A 17,363-nucleotide genomic window follows, 5' to 3' on the forward strand; every position below is an offset into this window, starting at 1 on the left:
AAAGCAGCTTATTTTAGGAGGATAGAAATGTATACTTCAAGTTCAAACATAAAAGAAAAAATGTTGAACAGATTTGAGTCACAATATCCTGATCTTCTTCTTTACTTAGATAATCCTTACGTATCAGAATTATTAGACGCTATATTCGAAGTTGTAGCGCAAGAAGTGAGTGAAATTAAAAATGAAATGATTTCAAAAAAAGATGTAAGAGGAAAATTTTAGAATCATTATTTTAATACCACATGACTTCACATAACATAATATTCACGCTGCGGGCATACGCCCTTGGTCCGGCATTCGCCGGACACTCGACAGTCGTCGAGTCGTGAATACAGGAACGTTATACGAACATGAAATTCGACGGAAGAACAAGGAAAAGTAAAGAAAGAAGAGAACGGGAAGTGGATTCACGCGAATCTCGTATTGGAAGTTTAGAAGCGCCGAAGAAGGAACGTTTCCATACGGAAACTGATCCATGCAAGGGAATGCGGATGGACTGAGAGGGAAGGTGCGCTTCCATACGGAAGCAGACTGGATGTGAGTTTGCGGGAGAAAGCAGAGAAGCCCGTCGATTTCACGACATCTAACATAATATTCAAGCTGCGGGCCATACGGCCCTGGGTCCGACAGTCGTCGGACACCCGGCATACGCCGAGTCGTGAATACGGGAACGTTAGCTGAAATTAAAGCAGAACTGTTATAAAATCTATTCACTTCTAGGAAGGATAAACATGTATAAGTTAATAACTTTATTGATTTTAGTCGTTTTGTTAGGCTGTTCGGATGATACATATAAGAACTTCGAACAAGATAGTTCAATCAAAAATAATCATTTTAAGGAGGACCTAAATGAAATGTATACCTATAAAGCTATTACTGAAGAAGATCAAACATTAGGGTTCTCGAAATTGCTGGACACCGCCATTTTTGAAGGTGAAGAAAGTGCGAAGTTTAGAGGATCGCTTCTTACTTTGTTTGGTGAACCGTTATATCAATCAGATAATGCTGAAGATGCATACCATTATGTAATCGAAGTAAGTAATGATACAAGCAAGTGGAATTTTATGGTTTATCATGGTCCTTCAGGGCCTGCGATTGGTTACGATCAGAAGGAAAATCAACCAAACGTATTAGAGTCCGCAAAAACTTTGCTAGAGAAAATTCGAGAAACATCACCTTCTGATTTTAATGAAGTCGTCTATTACGAAGACTTTGGCTCAAAAATTACATATGGATGTAAGAACGGAGAATATTTTTATAAAGAAGAAAACGAAGAAAGTCATTAGAATCTGAGGGGATTTCTTATAGAACATTAATTTCGGCTAACATAGTATTCACGCTGCGGGCATACGTCCTTGGCCCGGCATTCGCCGGACACCAGCATACGCTGGGTCGTGAATACAGGAACGTTATAAGAACCCTTTTAAATAACGCAAATCAATTCGAAAGGAACGATGATTTTGAAGCATTATGATTTAGATCCAGATTTATTTATGAGTCCTATAGTCGGGCTGTTACATTCGATGGTCGATTACAACTATCAAAGGCTTCTTAGACTGGTTGAAGGATGTGAAAATGTAATAGATTATAAAGGGCCTGATAACGATCTAAATAGCATAGGGCAATTATTAAGGCACTTGACTGTCGTAGATCTGCATTGGGTTTATCGGCTACAAGGCAGGGAGATCCCGAATGAAAAAATAAACGAGTTTGGTCCAATGTATGACGTTGAAGGTAAACTTCCGATGATTCAAGGCATATCTTTGGATGTTTTGCTATCGGAGTACGCTGGCGTACAAAAACAATTAAAAGACGTTTGCATGCGCTTTGAAGACGAAGATTTGAACAATATTGTTCCTTTTGAAAAAGGGAATAGCGCATCAATTCGTTGGGGAATCTGGCATGTTGCCGATCACAGCCGGCATCATTACTCGAACATTGCGTATTTAAAAAAGCTTTATCAATCCCAAAATCCTCTTTTTGAGTAATACGGCGAAGGCGAAATGTTTGGGTGGAAACACAGCGAAGAAAGAAAATTACAAAACCTTCTATCATTAAGACCTGCCAGAAAAACGGATAGGTAAATCGTATACGAAACTTTGGCAGATATACGCGATAAATTAAAATAAAAGCGGTGATTGCGCGTAATTCAATAGTTGTACGGCATTTAAACACCTTTGACTACATAGGATCAGGAGTGTATGAACGTTACAAGAAAGGAAACAAGCCATTGACAATGAATAAGCGCCTGAACCCATATGATTTTTCGCTTCAGTCCGAAGACCCAAAATCGGTTATCCTTTTTTCGTTCAAAGAGGTTGAATTGGAACGATATAAATCCATTAACTATTTGGTACATATCAAGGACGATCTATTTACCGGGCACATCGAGATCTGGATTGCTTATGAAGACTTCAAACTCTTTGTCGAAGGGCTTTTAAAAACCAGAAACAAGGAAAGCAATCGTATTCGATTACAAGCAATGAGTGAAGACGAATTCGAAATGACTTTGATAGAGCGAAGATCAGAAAATTATGAAGTTGCCTATTCGATCACGAAGAGAAGATATTCAAAAAACAGGCTGATCGAAACGACGTTAAAAGGATCTTTTGATTACGACAGTGAATTTTTAAATGCTTTAAAACAAAATGTAAAAGATATTTGTAGACTTTTGCATTAAACCTTTTTAAATCGCTCCATTCGCTTCGGCTGACATCATATTCACGCTAAAATCATGTACCGTTAATCCGCAATACAGAAACCCTATAAAGGTCTACTATCAACAACCAACCGAAAGAGAGCTGATTAGAATGGCTTACGAAATACATATCGAAAAAAGAGACGAAAACAGTTCGATCACGATGGCGGAATGGAAGAACTATATTGAGAACGACCCGGAACTAGAGGCGACCGAACATATCGAAATTGAACTTCCGAACGGAATGACGATGGGAATATCAGGAGAAGGAATGGCTGTTTGGAATAAAAAGATCGACGGCGAAGACGTTAAAATCACCTTTACTTTCAGAGAAGGTGCAGTGTCGGCTCGTTATTTCAGTGAAGATCAAATTGCGAAAATGAAAAACATCGCGAGTAAACTTGATGCAGTCGTAATCGGGGATGAAGGCGAGGCGTATTGAAATCTCTCGCGGGCGTGTATTCGCTTGATGCTTCATATAAGAGGCTGTGTACTCAAATCGCTCCATCAAATTTTCTGTTTTGCAGGAGGTAGTCAAAAGGCATGAGCAGTTCGAATCAGTGGGATGCAGAATGGGAAGTCTCGGAAGCGTTGGCACATAAATTGATAAGCAAGCAGTTCCCGCAACTCGCTTCCGAAAGTATACAGAAACTTGGGCACGGGTGGGACAATACGGTTTATCGGATCGGGACCGAGTATGTATTCCGTTTTCCGAGAAGAGAAGTCGCTATCGACTTTTTGAAGATCGAGAGAAAGATACTGCCCAAGCTTAACGATTATTGTTCGATCGACTATTCGATACCGTTGTTTTTCGGGGAAGGCGATTACGGGTATCCGGCTCCTTTTTTGGGTTACCCTTATTTATCCGGCGATTTTCCTATCGGATTGAAGGATGAGCAACGTGCCTGTTCGGCAACACCGCTGGCTCTATTTCTAAAAAAACTACATACCTTCCCTTTGCGGATCGCTCGGGAAAACGGAGTACAATACGATCATCGAAATCTGACTGATATTGCGGCGCGCAAAAAAAGATGTATAACTTTCTTTCCGATATTGCCGTTCATTTAAACGAAGAAGAGTATCGGGCCGTATCGAATTATTTAGCGCAGCTTGGACCGGAAAAAGTAAAGCCAAAAGATACATTCCTTCACGGCGATCTTCATTTTAAAAATATGCTGGTAGACGGAAACGGAAAAATCTCCGGGATCATCGACTGGGGAGATATTAGCATCGGTCATCCTGCTTGCGATCTGAATATCGTGTACAGCTTTTTGCCTCCGGATGCGCGCTCAAGCTTTTTTGCAGCGTATGGGGGAGTGGATGAAGAAACCAAGATTTTGGCGCGGTTAATGGCTGTGTACATCCCTATTTTGATCATGATGCAGGCCAGTGATCTTAACGATACTCGGTCGATTGATGAAGCCAAAGCAACCATCAAACGCGCGCTCGCCGATTAAAATTTGTCATTTTGCATATACGTATCGGAAGAATGCAGCAAGCTGGTTTAAACAGGAGGAAGTCAAATGAATTTTTCACTCATTCAAATTCATCAAAAGCATAGAGAAGTATTGGAGAATCTCATGCAGTTTTATATTTATGATTTTTCGGGATTTCTCGGCTTTGATGTAGAGCAAGATGGAAAGTACAGCCCGTATCCTCTAGAAGATTATTTTAAAGAAGGAAATCATCAATTTGCTTATATGATTAAACGCGAAGAAAAGCATGTAGGATTCGTATTGGTTCATTTGATCAAAGATTTGGGCGTTCAGCGTTATTCTATTGCGGAGTTCTTCGTATTAAAAAAGTACAGACGGGAAGGCATGGGGAAGGCCGTAGCAATGGAAGTTTTCAACCGACATCAAGGTCCGTGGGAGGTGCATCAAGTCGAGAGTAACCCAGGCGCACAGATATTCTGGAAAAAAGTCATTGACGAATACACAAAAGGCCAATTTGAAGAACGGATCGAAAACGGAAAAACCATTCAAACGTTTATCACCTAGGAGGAATACATATGATATTGGAAAAAGTCATACCGGAAATTAACATCCAAAATGAATATAAAGAGTTTGTCGATACCTATATGGATGAGGTCTATGCCGAGTTCAAAACGAAGATTCATAGTATGTATATGTGCGGTTCGATTCCGAAAGGAACGGCGACGCCTTTTAAATCGGATGCGGACTTCACGGTCGTATGCGAAAATCCGGCAGACATCGACTACGAAAAATTGTCCGAGATCAAAGACCGTTTGTTGAAAAAGTATCCGTTCGTGACGAAGATCGATACGATTTTTTGCTCAATCCATGATGTCATCAATAAACCGAACGAGTGGGGGTTTTGGATTAAAGTCATTTGTATTTGCGTGCGCGGTGACGACATTGGTGCAAAAGTACCTCCGATCGTAATTTCTCCGGCGTTCATCTTGGACTTGAATACAGATACGAAAGAAGAAGTCGAGCGTGTCCGTCATTGGCTTTCCAATGCCGATGATCGTCCGATGCAAACCCGCTATATCAAAGGCTACTCCAAACGATTGCTGCGCGCGTTGTATTCGTTGATTTTAGAAGACACGGGCGTATGGAAAGACGATATGCCGGATATAAAAAATGACCTGTTGAAGTATTGCGGTATCGACTCCTCCATTATTGATGATTTGTATGCTTGTTACTTGGACAGCGATGTATCGGTAGAACAATTTCTGAGAACCGCAGACGAAGCTTATCGCTATATCGAGCAAACTTTACAGGCGATGGCTGCTTCGGGAAGGTCCTCCGAGCGATAGGATCACAGTATACCAAACGAATAAAGGAGCCGCTGGATCGTTTTTAACGAAAAACAATATCGGCGCACCCACGTAACCCGTTGATTGACTTTTAGAGCGGAAAAGGTCGATGATCCGGCGATATTCAATCACACTAAAAAAAGAAGGCATTTCATGAATAAAAAATTAATATTTTATCGTGTCGCGGTTCTGTCTGTGTTACTGATCGCGGTTTGCTTTATCGCCGTCATGTTTTCTGATTCGCGAAAAGATCGTGACCATATTGAGCTCTTGTCCAGCCGAAATTCCGCGTTGCAACAATCGTTGAACCAGGCGAACGAAGCCAACCGGGATTTGAAAGTCCAGATCGCAGAAAGCAAGCATCTAGGCGACTATCAAGGCAACGATGATTTTTCGGCGATTATGAACGATAACCCGATCGACCTGGACTATCAAAAAGAACGCAAAACGCTTCAAGCAAGTTCCGACGCGACTACGATGACTTGGGCAACTTTCGAGAGCGACTACTTGGCAAAATGGCAAAAGCAAATGGATGCTTCGCTTGACGAACTATCCCGACTATTAAATGAAGAAGGCCGTGCGGACTTGGAACAATCGCAAAAAAGCTGGCAATCTTATAGGGATGACCAATCTGAATTCGTCATGGATCAATTTATCGCCACCCGGTATTTCGGCAGTCAGGGCTACGTACAGTTTATAGCCGCCCAATCCCGACAGACCCGGAACCGAACGATGCAGTTGATGGAATATATATTTAGCCTCGATAGAGAAGCGATAGATTTCGTAGCCGATCATTGAATGGACTGATTTGAATGGATACAATTAGTAGAAAGCGGTGATTTCCTTTTGTACGGCGTCGTCTTGTCTTTTGATCCGAATACCGAAAAATCTATAGAAAAGTTATGGACAGAGTTAAACGATAACGGACTATCCGACTACGCGCAAGAAATCGAAGATCGGAAGCCTCATTTGACGATTGCGGATTATTCGGAAATGAACAACGAAGCCGAATACTGCGAAAAATTTGCTGGTTATTACAATTCTTTTTCGAAGATGTCTTTGGGCTTCGTTACATTAGGAACTTTTATCAACAGCGGGGCTTTATTTTTGTCTCCGAACCCGACGATAGAGCTTCTGAGTTTTCACTCCGATTATCATCGACATTTTCGCACATATAGCGAATTTTCGAACCCGATCTATCATCCCGGCCAATGGATTCCCCACTGCACGATCGCAAACCGTCTGCATAGCGACAAGTTATTCGAAACTTTACTTTTTAGTACAAAAAAATTATCAGCGATACAAGTCGAAGTACAGGAAGTATCTTTGATCAAAATCGTCCGGCACGAAAATCGAAAAACCATCCATACGATTATAAGCCAAAAATTCACCTAATTCGCAACACTCCACCCTCTTGTTCAGAAAGGATGCTGATTATGCCTTTGCCTATGGTTCACCTAGGAGTCGCCGCCCGTTATTTTGCAGCAAGCCCTGTCCCTGATTCGTTCGTACTCGGAAGTATTGCGCCGGATGCTATTCATATGAGAAAAGGAACCGGCCGCGAAGACAAGCTACACACCCATTTCGGCGGCACAGAAACGACTCCCGATCAATTGGAGCGTCATTACGCGCAATGGATCGACCAAAGTCCAAACGAGGAATGGAAAAGGTTCGTTCAAGGTTATTTTGCGCATGTTTTGACCGATTACTTGTGGGGGCTTCGCGTCTATGCCGATTTTAAAAGCCAAGCTTTACAGGACGGAATTCCCGAGAGCGATATCAAAACTTTCTACTATACCGATACGGACGGCGTAGACTTTGCACTGTACGAGAATTCGGTTTGGAAAAAAGACCTTTGGGAAAGTCTGGTCAAGGTACCGGCTTGCGCGATGGAACCGCTGCTCAGCGAACAGGAAATAGACGGGTGGCGGGTACGGACGATCCGTTGGTTCGAAGATCCGGCGAACAAACCGAAGAATCCGCCCCGGTTGATCACGCGCGAAATCGTTGAAGTGTTTATCGAACAGGCAGGCGACGAGATTCGAACGATTTTGTACGAATGGGATCAAAAGCTGTCGACGCCGTCTTTATCGTGATCGGATTTGGCGTCCCTGACCCCTGACCCGGTTCCGAGCGATTACCGCTATCCATATTCGATCCCTTGCAGCGAAGCTAGTAGCTTGTCTTAGATTAATGTATAGTTTAGCCCGCCTGAAACGCACTAGAACCGTGCGCGTTTCAGACGAACTTAAACCTGCAATTTATTCAAGACAAGGTACTAGCGGAATTAAAATCGTTCGTTCGTCGGGCGTTCGGTTCGGCGTATGCAGCGCGAGCATCTTTTCTTTTTCCAGCGTCTCGAAGATCATCCCGTGTCCGCCGTCGCTGTTGTATAGCGGGCGGTCGCGATGCGTCCAAGGGCCTTGCAACGCACCGGACTCCGATATCGCCAGCCCGAGCGCGTAGCGGTTGTCGATAAAGCTGGCCCAAATCATGCAAAGCTGCCCGTCGTTCCGGAACAGGAAAGGCCCGTCCGTGACATAATTATCCCGTCCCGGGTAGCGTTCGGCAGAAAAGGGAGTGGTCCACGGCGCCGCCGAAGCATGGAATAAAGTCACCGGTTCTCCGGCCGCCGCGGTCAGGTCCGCGTCAAGCGGCATGGCGCATATGATACCGTCCCCGATCTGCTGCCATTCCCTGCAAAATACCATCCACGGCCGTTGCTGCTTGTCCACGTGCAACGTGCCGTCCAGCGAACTCCAATCTGTCGGCGTAACCGGGCCATCGCTGCGCAGGCGGTAAGGTCCGAGAATATGATCCGCGTCCAAGATAGCCGTGCCAAGCAGTTGATTGTCTTTGCGCCGAAAAGTAGCGAACATATAATACCGGCCTTGATAAACGTAAACCTCCGGCGCCCAAAAATTCTTTTCGGCGAAAAAATCGGCTTCCGGGCGAAACACCGCATGCGGTCCTTCCCAATGCTTCAGGTCCGTGCTGACGTAAGCGTTGAATCCCGTGCCTTCGTTCCAAATATCCCGATCCGTACTGCCGAACAAATAATAGGTTGCCGCTTCGCGATCTGTCACGATATAAGGGTCCCGAATCTGAATTTCCGACAATAACATAGATATGCTCCTTTTATACATGTCATAGGCCTAATTGGATGACGGATACACGATCCCTGGATCGCTAACCGTGCGGAAAATTTGCTTTTGCGGCTCATACGCCTGAAGTTCATTGCCTTTTACGACAACTTCCCATTCTTGATCCCCGTAGCGCACGATACCCCGAACGGTCTGCACGCTCATGCCGATACATGCCTGCATATGTCCTGCGCGATCCGTCACGATGCGCAATCCGTAAGGAAAGCTGAGGTGCGGTTTGCCGTTTTGGTAAATGAAGCATCGATCGGGCGTGTTGATCAGTTCGTAATGAATCCCGTCCACCGTGCGGCTGTAGGCGGTATCTCCGGTAATCTCTTCACCGTGGTCGCCGGCGCTCGGCAATAGGCCGGTCATCCACAGCGTACCGTCGGGACGAGGCAAAATCCCGCACAGCCGTTCCACGATATCCAACAGCGCCAGAATAGAGGGGGAATACTGCTCCGTAAATCCCATCTCTCCGGTCCACGGACTGACACACTGGGCAAAGCGGTCCGAGCGGGCGAATGCGCTTAAAGTCGGATGCAGCACCCAGGACAATTCCACATGCCGCTGATGATGCTCGAACGCGTGCGGCGTGCGCAAAACGGTCAGAAAATTCGTCGCGCCCGACCAGCTGTTGTAATGATTGAACGGGTCGAAACGTGGATCGTCCATCGCGATGGAAGTCAACGGATACTTGGCGAAAAATTTGGACGTGTTCAGCAGATAACGCCGCAGCGACTCCGCAAAAAATTCGCCGTCGCCCACTTCGCAGGCCAGCACCCGCAGGAGCACGTCCGACTGTATCCGCACCCGCTGATCCTGGCGGTCGCGGTCGTAAAAGAACCGATCTTCCTCGTCGAAACAATACCGATACAGACTGTCCAGACTTTGCTCCGCCATCCGCAGCCAATCCTGACTTGTGACGGTATCATCCAGCCGCTCCGAGATCTTCGACAGATACGTCCGCTGGCAAAAGATATTGGCGGTCAGATCCGGTGCCAAAAAAGGAAGCAGCGGCGAATGCGGATCGCAGGCAGTGGCATCGCCCCGGTACGGCACATCCGGCACATGCCAGAAACGCGGCGACAGATCGTGTCCGGTATCGAACGTGCCGAACGCTTCGACGCAGCCGGTGCCGCGCGTATCGCGGTATTGGCCGATCCAACGGTCATACCGCCGCATCGCTTCGTACATGGCCGGGAGAAAATCCGATGTATCGGCCGCGGTTTCTGCTTCATGCAAGCGGCTATAATTCCAGACGGAACGGGCCAGCGGCGTGACCAGTTGAATCTGCCGATACGAAGGACCGTCCGCCGTAATCTTATAAGGCAACAAGCCGTCTTCGCGCTGGAAAGCGGCAAAGCTCCGGTACGTATTTTCCGCGACCTCCGGCAGAAAGCGCGCCAGCACTTCGGCATTGATCGTACCCGTGCTTTCCAACCAGCAACCGAAGTAGACGCCGCCTTCGTGCAGGATCGGACCCAGCCCGGCGGTCGGCACGATGCAGTTCATCAGTTGCCGCCTTGCTTCGTGATACCGGCTTTCCAGTTTCCCTGTCGAAGCCGCGAAATTCACGCCGCTTTGCTGCCATTGTTCCGATAACCGGATATGCAGCGGGCTGCTTTCTTCCTGTTGAAAAGCGGGCGGATTTCGTAATTTGTGCAGCAGAGCAAGAATCTTTTCGGAAAACGGGATGTCGGGATCGGCGTAAAGTTCCGTTCGTTCGTCGTTCATGTCCACGCTCCTCTGCGGCATTCATATTCTATCAAGCGTTTACTGGGCCGAAGTTTTGTTTTTGGCGAAAATCTGCTGCGCGCCTTTGTAAAAGTCCGACACGGCTTGTTCGACCGATTTGCGGCCGAAGCCGATCTCCTGCACCGTCGTTTCGCCCAGCTTGGTGAATTCGGCGCCGCCCGGAATATTGTAGCTCACGACGAAGTTTTCTTTCTCGGCGGCTTGCGATACGCGGCTCGTGTAATCGTAGACGATCAGATCCGCCGGACTTGCGTTTTGTTGCAGCAGTTCGCGGTTGGCCGCCGTGACGGGTACGCCGCGATCGCTGCCGAGAATCTTCGCCGCGTCCGCGTCGTTGATCCAGAAATCGATCAGCTTGGCCACGGCTTCCGGGTGTTCGGTTTTGGCATACGCGGACAAGCCTTGGCTGGATTCGAAAACGACGCCTGTCCCTTTCGGACCTCTAGGCACCTGAACCAAAACCAGCTCGTCTTGAGTGAGATTTTGAAAAGCGGCCAATTGATTGGAAGGAATCAACGTCATGCCGACGCCGCTTGTGATCAGGAGCGTTTTGGCGGTATCGTTCGGCGGGTTGGACACCTGCGTTTCCGGCGAGACGACGCCTCCGTTTTGGGTCGTTTCGTCCCAATATTGATACCACGGCAAAATGTCCGCTTCCGCAAAGCCCAACGCTTCGTTTTCCATATCGTACAATTGTTTGCCGTTCTGCTTCAGGAAAATATCCATCCCGTCGAACGTGAAATTATACGTGCCGGCGACGCCGTCCAGCTTGTCGGACAATTCTTTGCTGATCCGCGCGTAGTCGTCCCAGTTCCAGCCGTCTTCGGGAAGCGGCATGTTTGCCTGTTCGAACAGCGTTTTGTTGACGACGATCCCGCGGGCGTTGGCTCCGGCGGAGACGTGTACCAGTTTGCCGCCGAGCGTGCCGTATTCCACCAGCGATTGATCCATTTGATCCAGCTTCAGTTCGTTTCCGACGTAAGGCGTCAGATCGAGCAGCACGCCTTTGCTGGCATAATCCGTCACGTTGCCGCCCAGAAAAAAGACGTCGGGCGCGGTGCCGGAAGCGAGCTGGGTATTCAGTTTGTCGAAGTACCCGGTCGAAGGCGCGAATTCGCCCATCACTTTGATATCCGGATTTTTTTGCTCAAATAGCTTGATCGCCTCGTTGGTCGTGTCGGCACGCTTCTGATCGCCCCACCACATCATGCGCAGTTCCGTTTGTCCGCCTGCTGCTCCGCTATTTTCTCCGCCTGCCTGCTGCGTCGCAGGACCGCCGCTGCCGCCGGAACAGGCGCTTAACAGCAGCGTAACCGTCAGTGCGCTCAAGCCCGTGATCCACCGTTTGCGTGTTTGACCGAATGTACCCATACCCTCACTCCTCGAATTTTGATAAAAGCCGATTCATTTCAGTCCCGTCGTCGCGATTCCTTCCAGGAAGTAACGTTGGAACGCCAGGAAAAGGACCGTGATCGGCAGCAGCGACAACGCCGACATCGCCAGCAGGCCGCCCCAATCGGATTGACCCGACGGATCGAACAGCGAACGGATTCCAAGCTGCACCGTAAACAAGTTAATATCGCTGAGATAGATCATCTGGCTGAAAAAGTCGTCCCAAGACCAGATAAAAGTGAAAATGGCGGTTGAGATCAGGGCAGGTACCAGCAGCGGCAAAATGATCCGGAAATAAATCTGCCGTTGGCTGCATCCGTCGATCGTGGCGCTTTCGTCGAGTTCTCTCGGCAGGCCGCGGATAAATTGCACCATCAGCAGGATGAAAAAGGAGTCATGCGCCAACCATTTGGGCAAAATAAGCGGAAAATAGGTATTGATCCATTCCAGCTTGCTGTAAATAACGTATTGAGGTACCAGCACCACATGATACGGCAGCATGATCGTGACCAGCATCAGGCTGAACCAAAGGCCTTTGAAACGGAAATTCAATCGTGCGAACGCGTAAGCGGCCATCGAGCACGTGACCAGGTTGCCCAGCACGGACATCACGGAAATAAAAGCGGAGTTGGCGAAAAAGCGACCGAACGACACGCCTTGCAATCCTTTCCAGCCGTTGACGTAATTTTCGAACGTCCACGTCTGCGGAATCAATCCGGGGCTGCTGAAAATGGTCGAGTTCGGCTTGAACGAGCTGCTGACCAGCCAAAGCACGGGGTACAGCATCAGCAGGCCGATTGCGATAATGACGATATGCTTCAGCAGCGCCCGTAAGCGAACCGCCCGATGCGCCGCGTGGGAACGAGACATTTCGGAAGCGCTTGCAGAATGATCGGCGGAAGTCGTTTTCATATTCATCGTCCGTTATCTCCCTTCCTGATCGCCGTAGAATACCCAGAAGCGGGACGTCAAGAACACAAGCGCCGTGAATGCCCCGATAATGACCAGCATGATCCAGGCCAGCGCGGACGCGTAACCCATATCGAAAAATGAGAATCCTTTCAAATACAGGTACAGCGTGTAAAACATCGTCGCGTCCAGCGGTCCGCCGCGTCCGTCGCCGATCACGTAAGCCGGAGTGAACGCCTGGAACGAATTGATGATGCTCATCACCAGGTTGAAAAAAAGCACCGGCGACAGCATGGGAAGCGTGATCCGGAAAAACTGCTTGACCTTGCCCGCTCCGTCGATCTGCGACGCTTCGTACAGATCGGCGGGGACCTGCTTCAAGCCGGCCAGAAAAATGACCATCGCCGAACCGAACTGCCAGGTCGACAAACTGACGATGGTATACACGATATAATCGGGATGCGAAATCCAGGACGGGCCGTGAATGCCGAACCAGGCCAGAAATTGATTGAGCGCGCCGCTGCCGTCGAAAATTTGCCGCCATACGATCGCAATCGCCACGCTGCCTCCGAGCAAGGACGGAATATAGTAGACGGTACGGTAGATGCCCAGCGCGCGGATGCCTTTGTTCAGCGCCAGCGCGATCGCCAAAGCGAAGATCAGCCGCAGCGGAACCGACAGCAACACGTATTTGAACGTCAGCAGCAGCGAAGCGGTGAACGTGTTGTCTGCCGTGAAAATCTGCCGGTAATTTTCGGTTCCGATCCACGTCGGGGGAGAAAGCAGATTGTATTGGGTCAACGATAAATACAGCGAACCGAGCATAGGACCCAGCGTCAGGCAGAAAAAGCCGATCAACCAGGGCGTCAAAAAGGCGTAAGCGGTCCAATTGGATTCCCGGCGTCGCAAAGATTTCATCGGTTCTCAGCTCCTTCCAAATCGTCTGTCTATCCGGATGAACCCATCATAGACGGTGGAGCGAGCCGCTTGAATATTATTTTTTCGGCAAAACGCTAGCGTTTTTTTCGGATTGCTGTTGACGGTATTCGGACGGAGCGATGCCGTGTAGTTTTTTGAACTTGGCGCTGAAGTAGCTGGCATTGGAAAATCCGGTCAGTTCGGCGATATCCGACAAGCTTAACCCGGTGTGGCCAAGCAGATGGGTCGCTTGCTTCATGCGCGCTTCCGTTACATAGCCGATAAAGGTCTGTCCGGTGCGCGTTTTGAACAATTCCGAGAAGTAGGAGGGGTGATAGTTGAAGCGTTCGGCGATCTCCGTCAAACTCAGGTCATACATATAATTGCCGTCGATCCAAAGCCGGGCTTGACGGATTCGGGAAGCGTCGTCCGATGATTCAGCCGATCGTTTTTGCAGCTGTCGGCACAGCTTGGACGCGAATTTGCGGATAAAGGCGAAAGCTTCCTCCATGCTGCGCAGTTCCAACACCTGTTCGGGACGTATCCATAACTGGTCGTGCCCGTCCGATTCCAGCCGATGCTCGTGCGCCATATGTTCCAGACCGATACAGATTCGGAAGATCGTTTTTGCGAAATAGGGCCGGGATATCCGAAAAGCTTGCTCAAGTTCGGCTTGGAGCAGTCGGTCGTAAGCTTCGAAATCTTCTTTTGCCAAGTAAAGATTCATTTCCTGGGTCCGATCCCGCAACGGTTGCCGAGGTTCTGCGCTTGCGGGGAGCATATTCGATAAAGAACCGTGGAGCTGCTGCTTTTCCCGCAAGTTCCAATCCAGAAGCGCGCCGATATATCCGTCTTTCCAGCAAACCATTCCTTGTACCGACGGACCTTGACCCAACAGCGGACGGATGCCTACGAGCTGTTCGATCAAGCCGATCAGCTCGTCCAGCTTAAGCGAAACTTCCCGCCCTACAACTTCGTTCTCGTCGTCGATCAGGACGTGCATCAGTTCGGGATAAGCCGTATCGCGGAAAACGGCCGCTGCCTGTTCCGTCCGCTGACCCCATTCCCGGCACACCAGCTCGAACGGCAGGCGCATCTGATCGGCAGGACGCTGCGGCGCCGACAGGTCCGATGGAGTGGAGGAGGAAGAGGAGAGCAGCGTCTGACCTCGTTCGCCGAGTCCCAGCGTGACGAACCGTATCCGCTTATCTTCCCAACGATCCAGATGGAACAATCGGGAGCGTTCCGCGAGCTGACGGTCCGGCGTGAAAGGATCTTTGAGCAAGCGCAAAATAAAATTTTCTTTCATCTCCTCGTAAAAGCGCGACAACCGCCATGCCTGCTCGCCTTGCTGCTGACGCTCCGACCGTTTTTGATCCAATTCCTGTTTGACCTTTTCTAGGGAACGGGCCAATTCGTCGCGCGCGACAGGCTTCAGCAGGTAATCGCGCGCATGGCTGCGGATCGCGGCCCGGGCATATTGAAAATCCTCGTAGCCGGTAATGACCATGATCAGAATCTCGGGGAAACGGGCCTGACACTGTTCCAAAAATTCGACTCCGCTCATCAGCGGCATATTCATGTCGGTCACGACGATATCGACCGGATTTTGCTCCAATCGCTCGATCGCTTGCCGTCCGTTCAACGCTTCGGCGGTTATCGTCAAGCCGATCTGCTCCCAATCGACCTTCAATTTGAGTCCTTGAATGATTTCGGGTTCGTCGTCGACCAGCATCACTGTGTACATAAGTCAGCGCTCCTTTTTCATCGTTTCGATCTCAGCGTTCTCCGGTTCGCGCATATGTTCCGTAACCGGAATGACCAGCTCGATCCGGGTGCCTGCTGCCGTCGGGCCGCTGTCGTCGTCTAGCGGAGGCGAATAAATATGTACCGTAAAAGAATCCCCGTAATACAACCGGCAGCGGGCCAGCACGTTGCCGAGCCCGATATGCCAACTGCTGCTGCTCAGGATCTGCTCCAATCTGGCGGGCGAAGGCGCATGCAGGAACCGATGGACCGACCCGTCGGACATGCCGGGGCCGTTATCCTGCACGGTCAGATGAATATGCCGCTGCTCCCGATAGACTTCGATGTTCACGGTCGCTTTCCGACGCTGCGGCAGACTATACTTGACCGCATTCTCGATCAACGGCTGCAAAATGAATTTGATCATCTTCAGCTCGTCCAGACCGGGCTGCTGCTTCAGGTCGATATGCAGCCGATCGCCGAAGCGAATTTGCAAAATCGCCACATAATCGCGCACGTATTTCAATTCTTCGCGCACGGTCGTTAGATCGTCTTGGATATGCAGAGAGAAGCGCAGCATTTTGCCCAACGATTCGATCACGCTTACCGTATCGTCCGTACGCTTTTGCATCGCCAGGCTGCTGAGCAACTCCAGCGTGTTGAACAGAAAATGCGGATTGATTTGCAGGAGCAGCGCTTTGTATTCGGCCTGTTGGCGCAGCAGCTTCAGTTCAAATTCCGTTTTGATATGTTCGTTCAGCTGCCGGGTCATTTCGCCGAACGTGAACGTCACGTATCCGATCTCGCTATGAACCGGAAGGGCAGGCGGGATTTTGCGTTGCGCTTTTTCGAAATCTCCGCGCTTGATATCATTCATAGCAGACACTAATTTTGAAAGCGGTTTCGTGATACTATAAGACAATAAGCTGGCTACGATAACCGAGGTTAATAGCAGGACGGAAGCCGCGACAACGATACTGACCCGAAGTTTGAACAGATTGGCGTACAGATCCGCTTCGGACACTTTGCCGATCAGTATCCAGTCGGTCATCGCCAGCTTTTTGTACACGATGATACTGGTTCGGCTTTGTTCGTCGGACACGTACAACACGCCCTGTTTGGCGGAACCACTGCGGATTTTGCGGATATTTTCCCGGTCGGCCGCGCCGATCTCGAAGCTTGACGGTTCCAGCAGCGGTTGACCGTTTTCGTCGAGCAGATAAATCGTTCCTTTTTCGCCCAAATGGATTCGATCCAGCGGCTGGGTGAAGTAGTCGGCGTCGATATTGATCTTCATGACGCTGCGGCTACGCGAAGGTTCGAAGTTGCCGATCGGCATTAGCATGCTGACGACCGGGTGCATATTGTTCTGCTCCAGCTCTGCCTGATCCCGATGCGCGGCAACCCAATGTTTCCCTTCGGCGAAAAAGCGGACATACCAGTCTTCTTGTTTGAAAAAATCTCCGGACTCCACGGGACTGCCGCTTCCGCTGCCGACCCAGAGTCCTTCCTGCCGGTAAATGCTCACGGAAGAGACGCTGGAGTAGCTATTCGCCGCCCGGGTCAAAAATTGGCTCATTTGCAGATGCGCGAGCATCTTTTCCCCGCTGCCGATCTCCGGGTTCGAGACGGCCGCGTCCCATTTTTCCGTCGTATCGCTGTTGAAAACAAGCGAAGCCAGATCGTAGATTTGCGTCTGCACCATGTCTACGTAAGAGCCGTATTCGTCCATTTTCTCCAAAGCCGACGACTCGATGTAAGAGCGGATCACGGAGCGCGCTTCGTTGAACAGCAAAATCGCCAACGTGCTGAACGACAAGACAAGCAGAATCACGAAAAATAAAATCAACCGATTGCGCAGCGAATAAAACATCGTGTGCCTCCTTTCGATAGCTCTGATTATAGATCAAATTTTAAAACCGGAAAGACCGGATTTGCATATTTGCCGAAAAACCATAGAATGGAAGCAGAAGATTAAGAGTTTATTTTATGTGTATATTTGGGTGAAAAATTCCTG

The 17,363-nt window shown here is 49.1% G+C and carries 17 protein-coding genes and 1 pseudogene; 11 read left to right on the forward strand and 7 right to left on the reverse strand.

Features of this window, described 5'->3' with window-relative positions:
- The 11 genes and pseudogenes from WKI47_RS02090 to WKI47_RS02135 form a co-directional block, all read left to right on the forward strand.
- A partial coding sequence (locus tag WKI47_RS02090) for a hypothetical protein (protein ID WP_340225535.1) occupies positions 1-222 on the forward strand: 222 nt, incomplete at its 5' end.
- 509 nt (positions 223-731) lie between these two features.
- Entirely contained in the window at positions 732-1,286 is a 555-nt protein-coding gene (locus WKI47_RS02095) for a hypothetical protein (RefSeq protein WP_340225536.1), read from the forward strand.
- 174 nt (positions 1,287-1,460) lie between these two features.
- Positions 1,461-1,988, forward strand: a complete 528-nt coding sequence (locus tag WKI47_RS02100; protein ID WP_425355421.1) for a DinB family protein — start codon at positions 1,461-1,463, stop codon at positions 1,986-1,988.
- A gap of 242 nt (positions 1,989-2,230) precedes the next feature.
- Positions 2,231-2,680 (forward strand): hypothetical protein, encoded by a 450-nt coding sequence (locus WKI47_RS02105; RefSeq protein ID WP_340225538.1) that lies wholly within the window; start codon positions 2,231-2,233, stop codon positions 2,678-2,680.
- Positions 2,681-2,810: 130 nt separating this feature from the next.
- Positions 2,811-3,140, forward strand: coding sequence for a hypothetical protein (locus tag WKI47_RS02110; RefSeq protein ID WP_340225539.1), 330 nt, complete (start codon positions 2,811-2,813; stop codon positions 3,138-3,140).
- A 101-nt stretch (positions 3,141-3,241) separates the two neighbouring features.
- Positions 3,242-4,155, forward strand: a pseudogene (locus tag WKI47_RS02115) (phosphotransferase).
- 66 nt (positions 4,156-4,221) lie between these two features.
- The gene (locus WKI47_RS02120) at positions 4,222-4,698 is read left to right on the forward strand and encodes a GNAT family N-acetyltransferase (protein ID WP_340225540.1); all 477 of its coding nucleotides are present in this window, start codon (positions 4,222-4,224) and stop codon (positions 4,696-4,698) included.
- A gap of 11 nt (positions 4,699-4,709) precedes the next feature.
- Positions 4,710-5,480, forward strand: coding sequence for a nucleotidyltransferase domain-containing protein (locus WKI47_RS02125; RefSeq protein WP_340225541.1), 771 nt, complete (start codon positions 4,710-4,712; stop codon positions 5,478-5,480).
- 153 nt (positions 5,481-5,633) lie between these two features.
- Complete coding sequence (locus tag WKI47_RS02130) at positions 5,634-6,278, forward strand: lysozyme inhibitor LprI family protein (RefSeq protein WP_340225542.1); 645 nt, start codon at positions 5,634-5,636, stop codon at positions 6,276-6,278.
- A gap of 63 nt (positions 6,279-6,341) precedes the next feature.
- Positions 6,342-6,875: a 2'-5' RNA ligase family protein gene (locus tag WKI47_RS26170; protein WP_425355422.1), complete on the forward strand. Its 534-nt coding sequence runs from the start codon at positions 6,342-6,344 to the stop codon at positions 6,873-6,875.
- A 146-nt stretch (positions 6,876-7,021) separates the two neighbouring features.
- Positions 7,022-7,576 (forward strand): hypothetical protein, encoded by a 555-nt coding sequence (locus WKI47_RS02135; protein ID WP_340225543.1) that lies wholly within the window; start codon positions 7,022-7,024, stop codon positions 7,574-7,576.
- Between the two features lie 165 nt (positions 7,577-7,741).
- Here WKI47_RS02135 and WKI47_RS02140 read toward each other — a convergent pair whose 3' ends face one another.
- The 7 genes from WKI47_RS02140 to WKI47_RS02170 form a co-directional block, all read right to left on the reverse strand.
- The gene (locus tag WKI47_RS02140) at positions 7,742-8,605 is read right to left on the reverse strand and encodes a glycoside hydrolase family 43 protein (protein ID WP_340225544.1); all 864 of its coding nucleotides are present in this window, start codon (positions 8,603-8,605) and stop codon (positions 7,742-7,744) included.
- Positions 8,606-8,635: 30 nt separating this feature from the next.
- On the reverse strand, positions 8,636-10,360 hold the full coding sequence (locus WKI47_RS02145; protein ID WP_340225545.1) for an MGH1-like glycoside hydrolase domain-containing protein: 1,725 nt from the start codon (positions 10,358-10,360) through the stop codon (positions 8,636-8,638).
- A 39-nt stretch (positions 10,361-10,399) separates the two neighbouring features.
- Positions 10,400-11,752: an ABC transporter substrate-binding protein gene (locus WKI47_RS02150; protein ID WP_340225546.1), complete on the reverse strand. Its 1,353-nt coding sequence runs from the start codon at positions 11,750-11,752 to the stop codon at positions 10,400-10,402.
- 33 nt (positions 11,753-11,785) lie between these two features.
- Positions 11,786-12,643 carry a carbohydrate ABC transporter permease gene (locus WKI47_RS02155; protein ID WP_340225626.1) on the reverse strand — a complete coding sequence of 286 codons (858 nt, stop codon included), beginning with the start codon at positions 12,641-12,643 and terminating at the stop codon, positions 11,786-11,788.
- 54 nt (positions 12,644-12,697) lie between these two features.
- Positions 12,698-13,600 carry a sugar ABC transporter permease gene (locus WKI47_RS02160; RefSeq protein WP_340225547.1) on the reverse strand — a complete coding sequence of 301 codons (903 nt, stop codon included), beginning with the start codon at positions 13,598-13,600 and terminating at the stop codon, positions 12,698-12,700.
- Between the two features lie 76 nt (positions 13,601-13,676).
- Positions 13,677-15,347: a response regulator transcription factor gene (locus WKI47_RS02165; RefSeq protein ID WP_340225548.1), complete on the reverse strand. Its 1,671-nt coding sequence runs from the start codon at positions 15,345-15,347 to the stop codon at positions 13,677-13,679.
- A gap of 3 nt (positions 15,348-15,350) precedes the next feature.
- A complete protein-coding gene (locus WKI47_RS02170) occupies positions 15,351-17,219 on the reverse strand; it encodes a sensor histidine kinase (protein ID WP_340225549.1) in 1,869 nt (622 codons plus the stop codon).
- Positions 17,220-17,363: the final 144 nt, after the last annotated feature.

Origin of the sequence: Saccharibacillus sacchari (assembly GCF_037722395.1) — a bacterium.
Taxonomy (GTDB): Bacteria; Bacillota; Bacilli; order Paenibacillales; family Paenibacillaceae; genus Saccharibacillus; species Saccharibacillus sacchari_A.

Excerpts from the sequence above, each read along its gene's own strand:
- WKI47_RS02095 (WP_340225536.1), top strand. The coding sequence starts at position 732 with ATGTATAAGTTAATAACTTTATTGATTTTAGTCGTTTTGTTAGGCTGT.
- WKI47_RS02110 (WP_340225539.1), top strand. The coding sequence starts at position 2,811 with ATGGCTTACGAAATACATATCGAAAAAAGAGACGAAAACAGTTCGATC.
- WKI47_RS02120 (WP_340225540.1), top strand. The coding sequence starts at position 4,222 with ATGAATTTTTCACTCATTCAAATTCATCAAAAGCATAGAGAAGTATTG.
- WKI47_RS02125 (WP_340225541.1), top strand. The coding sequence starts at position 4,710 with ATGATATTGGAAAAAGTCATACCGGAAATTAACATCCAAAATGAATAT.
- WKI47_RS02130 (WP_340225542.1), top strand. The coding sequence starts at position 5,634 with ATGAATAAAAAATTAATATTTTATCGTGTCGCGGTTCTGTCTGTGTTA.
- WKI47_RS02135 (WP_340225543.1), top strand. The coding sequence starts at position 7,022 with ATGAGAAAAGGAACCGGCCGCGAAGACAAGCTACACACCCATTTCGGC.
- WKI47_RS02140 (WP_340225544.1), bottom strand. The coding sequence starts at position 8,605 with ATGTTATTGTCGGAAATTCAGATTCGGGACCCTTATATCGTGACAGAT.
- WKI47_RS02145 (WP_340225545.1), bottom strand. The coding sequence starts at position 10,360 with ATGAACGACGAACGAACGGAACTTTACGCCGATCCCGACATCCCGTTT.
- WKI47_RS02150 (WP_340225546.1), bottom strand. The coding sequence starts at position 11,752 with ATGGGTACATTCGGTCAAACACGCAAACGGTGGATCACGGGCTTGAGC.
- WKI47_RS02155 (WP_340225626.1), bottom strand. The coding sequence starts at position 12,643 with ATGTCTCGTTCCCACGCGGCGCATCGGGCGGTTCGCTTACGGGCGCTG.
- WKI47_RS02160 (WP_340225547.1), bottom strand. The coding sequence starts at position 13,600 with ATGAAATCTTTGCGACGCCGGGAATCCAATTGGACCGCTTACGCCTTT.
- WKI47_RS02165 (WP_340225548.1), bottom strand. The coding sequence starts at position 15,347 with ATGTACACAGTGATGCTGGTCGACGACGAACCCGAAATCATTCAAGGA.
- WKI47_RS02170 (WP_340225549.1), bottom strand. The coding sequence starts at position 17,219 with ATGTTTTATTCGCTGCGCAATCGGTTGATTTTATTTTTCGTGATTCTG.